Origin of the sequence: Methylibium sp. T29 (assembly GCF_000576205.1) — a bacterium.
GTDB classification, from domain to species: domain Bacteria; phylum Pseudomonadota; class Gammaproteobacteria; order Burkholderiales; family Burkholderiaceae_C; genus Methylibium; species Methylibium petroleiphilum.
Map to the genome: position 1 here is coordinate 1 of NZ_AZND01000239.1, position 4946 is coordinate 4946.

Sequence of the window (4946 nt, forward strand, 5' to 3'; positions counted from 1 at the left end):
GATGCAGGCCGACGGCGTGCCGGCGGCGATCGTGCGCGCCGTTCGTGCGGCGCAGCGCCGCGCGGTCGAGCTGGGCGACGAGTTCGGCGGCTGAGCCGATGTGCCTCCTCTCCCCCGGCCACCGGGGGAGAGGGCCGGGGGCGAGGGGGCCGCGTCGATGAACGCCGCCCGCGGCAGGCATGCAAACCCGGCATCAACCCGGTAGGCGCAGCGGTGCGACGGCGCCTAAAGTCTCGTGGCCGCGCCACGAACGCGGCGTCATCCAGACCCCACAAGGACACCGCATGAGCGCCAAGACCGACCCCACGCAGCTGAGCAGCTTCCTCTCCTACGTCACGCCGTCACCCACCAGCCCCTGGGGGACCTACCTGTCGCAGGTCGATCGCGTGATCCCCTACCTGGGGCACCTCGGCAAATGGGCCGAGACGCTGAAGCGACCCAAGCGCGCGCTGATCGTCGACGTGCCGATCGAGATGGACGACGGCTCGGTGCGCCACTTCGAGGGCTTCCGCGTGCAGCACAACCTGAGCCGCGGCCCCGGCAAGGGCGGCGTGCGCTACCACCCCGACGTGACGCTGGAAGAGGTGATGGCGCTGTCGGCCTGGATGACGGTGAAGTGCGCCGCGGTGAACCTGCCCTACGGCGGCGCCAAGGGTGGCATCCGCGTTGACCCGAAGCAGCTTTCCCAGAAGGAGCTGGAGAAGATGACGCGCCGCTACACCAGCGAGATCGGCATCATCATCGGCCCGCAGCGCGACATCCCCGCGCCCGACGTCAACACCAACGGCCAGATCATGGCCTGGATGATGGACACCTACTCGCAGAACACCGGCGCCACCGCGACCGGCGTCGTCACCGGCAAGCCCATCCACCTGGGCGGCTCGCTGGGCCGCGTGAAGGCCACCGGCCGCGGCGTGTTCGTCACCGGCCGCGAGGCGGCGCGCCGCCTCGGCCTGGCGCTCGACGGCGCCCGTGTGGCGGTGCAGGGCTTCGGCAACGTGGGCGGCTCCGCTGCAGAGCTGTTCGCCCAGGCCGGCGCGAAGATCGTTGCGGCGCAGGACCACACCGGGACCATCTACAACGACAAGGGGCTCGACCTCGCCGAGCTGGTGCCCTACGTGAAGCAGGTGGGCGGCGTGGGCGGCTTCAAGGGCGCGGAGGCGATGGACGGCGAATCGTTCTGGGACGTGAACGCCGACATCCTGATCCCCGCGGCGCTGGAGGGCGTGATCAGCGCCGAGCGCGCCGCGCGCATCAAGGCCAGGCTGGTGCTCGAAGGCGCCAACGGCCCCACGGTGCCCGCGGCCGACGACATCCTGCGCGACCGCGGCGTGCTGGTGGTGCCCGACGTCATCTGCAACGCCGGCGGCGTGACCGTCAGCTACTTCGAGTGGGTGCAGGACTTCTCGTCCTTCTTCTGGACCGAGGACGAGATCAACGTGCGGCTCGACAAGATCATGGTCGACGCACTGCGGCGCATCTGGGACACCGCCGACCTGCACAAGATCACGCTGCGCACGGCGACCTTTGCGGTGGCGTGCGAGCGGATCCTGATTGCGCGGGAGGAGCGGGGGTTGTATCCCTGAGGTGGTGCGGCGGGCGCCGAATGGCGCCGACCGTAAACGTCGCGCCTGGGGCTTCGAACGATTAGCGTCGCGCTGAAGCGGATTCCATCTCGACATGGGCTCGCAGTGCACAGCCCGCGATAGAAGTCGGGTATACGACGGCCGTTGCAGCCCTCCGTGCCCTCTCCGTTGAATCAGCCCTCGGCTTTTGCGGGGAGGTCCATATGCGAATGGTTAGGCATCACCGTGCCCGTCCGGCATTCTCTAGCACCTTGAGCACGGCAATGTTGAACGATAGGAAGGCGGCAACAACGTTCATTACTTCTTCTCGGCGAACCTGCTTTAGGAGCGCGACTTGAGTGGCAATATCGCGCCCATAGTGGCCGGTCGCTTGGTTGCGCAAATCCGACCAATGCTGCAGTTGCAGGAGTTGTTCCTTCCACTTCTTTCGCTCCGCTTTGATGTCCGCGCTCTCGATGACAACTCCGCGGGTGCGCGCAAGCGCCAGCATGCGTGCCACGAGGTGCTTGCTCAATAGTTGGTCGTACTCGTACAGCTTATGAATGAGTCCCTTGAGCGCGACCTTCTCCGCAAAGCCTGCAGGCTCGTGATGCCAAATTGAAACGACGTCAAAGGACACGTCGTAGTTGAAGATGGCAGCCTGAACGCGAAGCTCATAAAACTCCCGAGCGAGAGTACTGCTTGGTGGCGCCTCGTAGTCCGAGAGCGCCTTATTGAGGCGGTCCTCACTCTCTCTAAGCAACTGCTCGGGTGTCTTCATAGAGGGCAAGATCGCGCGACAGGTCGCCCGTGACGCTTAACGTTCGAGCTAACCGAGGCCGCTCGAATCAATTGGCGTCGTGCGTTCAAGCCGCCAGACTGTGACGATGAAACCAGCTCAATTTCCGTACAGCAACTGGAAGATGCTGTTCGTAGATATCGGTGTACTCGACCTTGATCGTCAAAGTGCCCAACGTAACCCGAACCGAGTCGCGAGCCAGTGTGAAATAAGCACGTGAGACGCTGCTGCTTTCCTCAAGGTCAACGAGAAACACTTCACCTCCTGGAGGGACGCTTCTGCTGGAGATGTCCTCTACGAAGTTCGTCCATGCCGCCATCGGAGGGAGTTTTGGCATCGCGTGGATCAATGGCTTGTCCGGTTCGGATGCGCCATCAATGGTGATGCGTTTGAGAATGAGGGGACCGACGCCGTTGTTCTGAATCTTTACGTAAATTCTGTTCTCGTAGTCACCCACACCAATGTAGACAAGTGGTCGAACAGACATTCTGTCGTGCGTCTCTTGATGCTTTGCGGTCCTGTGGGAGACATAGAGCGAGACAAGCGAAATCAGGCAAGCGGCCGCGGCTAGGACGGCGCTGCCGATTGCGGCCACGGCGTTAGCTACATCTGGCTTCGCGACGAGGGTTTCAAAGAGAGTGTCGAGTTGCATCAAGTTCGCGAAGTCCATGTTTGACATGAGCCGCAGGCCACGGCTCGCTGTGGCCTGCGGCTTGATGGAATGATTAGGCCGCAATGCTGGGACGAATTCGTGTTTCCAAGCAGTGCATCGCGTCGCTGAGGACTGCCAGTGCGTCAAGTCTGGCGCCAGTATTCGTGGCTACCGTGGCATGGATCTGGATCAACTGAATATTTTTGATGTCTAGGGTGACATCCCGCCCCGCGACTGTGATCCGATCGATTGAATCTTGTGGGGCGTCGAACCCAACGTCCACGAGCTCTGCAAATTGCCCAGATCTACTCTCGCGGAGAGAGCCGTGCTTCGCTCGGTTGGCAATGTCCGCGACATAGGTGAGAGCGGGGCACCGGTTGACTTCTTCCTCTACCGCCTTGCCGCTAAGGCCTTTGGCGTCGAAAACTGATTTCAGGTAGTCCTTGAGGCTCCAAGTCCAGATGAACAGGTTTAGGAAATCGTCCTCGAGTTGTTTCGGATCCTTCACACCCAAGGCTCTGAAGCTAGTTGTGAAGTCCGTGCCGGAAGCTTGATAGAAAGTCTGGTAGCCGGCACCGAACGGGTCTTGCGCCGCAGCAAACGCGCGTCCAATTCGGCTTCTGATTGCGTCGAGATCAGCGGGTGTCACGTCTTTGCGGCCAAGGTTTGGACATGGCAACACTACCGGGCGCACGTAGCCGACGTCAATCGCTAGGTCATGCAAATCCTGATGCCACGAACCCTTGAGAGCACTCAGGCCGCGTTGGATCACCCAACGCAACGCATCACGCGTGACACATCAGATCCACCACGATCCCTGCAAACACCGCGAACCCCACCCAGTGGTTCAACCGAAAGGCCTTGAAGCAGCCGTCGCGACTGCGGTCCCGGATCAGCGCGTGGTGCCAGGCCACCTGCACCGCCGCCGCGGCCAGGCCGGCGGCGAAGGGCACGCCGAGGCCTTGCCAGAAGCCGATGGCGCCCCAGACCAGCAGGTAGAGCTGGTAGAAGCTCATCACCGCCGTCACGTCGTGGCGGCCCAGCGTGATGGCGGAGGTCTTGATGCCGATCTTCAGGTCGTCGTCGCGGTCGACCATCGCGTACTCGGTGTCGTAGGCCAGCACCCAGAACAGGTTGCCGATCAGCAGGCCCCAGGCCCACCAGGGCACGGCCGCGTTCAGCGCAGCCAGGTTCCAGGCGCCGTCGCCGCCGCGCACCGCGCTGAAGGCCATCGGGATGCCGAAGCTGAAGGCCACGCCCAGCACCGCCTGCGGCATCGCCACGCAGCGCTTCGCGTAGGGGTAGGCCACCGCGACGGCCAGTGCCGGGAACGACAGCGCGATGGTCAGCGCGTTGGTGGTGAGCACCAGCGCGAACGCGGCCAACGCCAGCACGGCACCGACCGCCAGCGCCTCCTTCACCGACACCGCGCCGCGCGTCACCGGCCGCTCGGCGGTGCGCTTCACGTGGCGGTCGAACTCGCGGTCGGCGACGTCGTTGATGCAGCAGCCGGCGCTGCGCATCAGCACCGTGCCGAGCGTGAACACCGCCAGCAGGTGCCAGCCCGGGAAGCCGCCCGCGGCGAGCCACAGCGCGCCCAGCGTCGGCCACAGCAGCAGCAGCCAGCCGGCCGGCCGGTCCCAGCGGATCAGCTGGCGGTAGAGCGTCAGGCGCGAAGGCGGGTGTGCTTGAGCGGGCGCAGCGGACATCGGCCGCGAGTGTAGGGCGCATGGGTGCGGCATGGCACCATCGGCGCGAAGCCGCCGCCATGCCCTCGTTCGCGTCCGACCTGCCGAATCCGCGCCCTCGCCACCGCGTTGTCCCGCTGACGCTGTGGCGGGTGGCGATGCTGCTGGCCTGGCTCGGGCTGGCGGGCTGCTCCTCGCTGCCGTCGCGGCCACCGTTGCCCGACGAGGCCGCGCTGCCCGCG

At 64.5% G+C, this 4946-nt stretch carries 5 protein-coding genes; 1 reads left to right on the plus strand and 4 read right to left on the minus strand.

Features of this window, described 5'->3' with window-relative positions:
- Positions 1-284 precede the first annotated feature (284 nt).
- Complete coding sequence (locus x551_RS18400) at positions 285-1586, plus strand: Glu/Leu/Phe/Val dehydrogenase (protein WP_253950413.1); 1302 nt, start codon at positions 285-287, stop codon at positions 1584-1586.
- A 220-nt stretch (positions 1587-1806) separates the two neighbouring features.
- Here x551_RS18400 and x551_RS18405 read toward each other — a convergent pair whose 3' ends face one another.
- The 4 genes from x551_RS18405 to ubiA all read right to left on the minus strand — a co-directional run bounded on the left by x551_RS18405 (position 1807) and on the right by ubiA (position 4725).
- Positions 1807-2346 (minus strand): hypothetical protein, encoded by a 540-nt coding sequence (locus x551_RS18405; RefSeq protein WP_036235646.1) that lies wholly within the window; start codon positions 2344-2346, stop codon positions 1807-1809.
- An 85-nt stretch (positions 2347-2431) separates the two neighbouring features.
- Positions 2432-3016 (minus strand): hypothetical protein, encoded by a 585-nt coding sequence (locus tag x551_RS25460; protein ID WP_216701343.1) that lies wholly within the window; start codon positions 3014-3016, stop codon positions 2432-2434.
- Positions 3017-3089: 73 nt separating this feature from the next.
- Entirely contained in the window at positions 3090-3797 is a 708-nt protein-coding gene (locus tag x551_RS25465) for a hypothetical protein (protein WP_152543583.1), read from the minus strand.
- A 4-nt stretch (positions 3798-3801) separates the two neighbouring features.
- Entirely contained in the window at positions 3802-4725 is a 924-nt protein-coding gene (gene ubiA / locus x551_RS18415) for a 4-hydroxybenzoate octaprenyltransferase (protein WP_036235653.1), read from the minus strand.
- Between the last annotated feature and the right edge of the window lie 221 nt (positions 4726-4946).

What these genes read in the sequence shown, in the direction of transcription:
- x551_RS18405 (WP_036235646.1), bottom strand. Translation starts at nt 2,346, where the DNA reads ATGAAGACACCCGAGCAGTTGCTTAGAGAGAGTGAGGACCGCCTCAAT.
- x551_RS25460 (WP_216701343.1), bottom strand. Translation starts at nt 3,016, where the DNA reads ATGCAACTCGACACTCTCTTTGAAACCCTCGTCGCGAAGCCAGATGTA.
- x551_RS18400 (WP_253950413.1), top strand. Translation starts at nt 285, where the DNA reads ATGAGCGCCAAGACCGACCCCACGCAGCTGAGCAGCTTCCTCTCCTAC.
- ubiA (WP_036235653.1), bottom strand. Translation starts at nt 4,725, where the DNA reads ATGTCCGCTGCGCCCGCTCAAGCACACCCGCCTTCGCGCCTGACGCTC.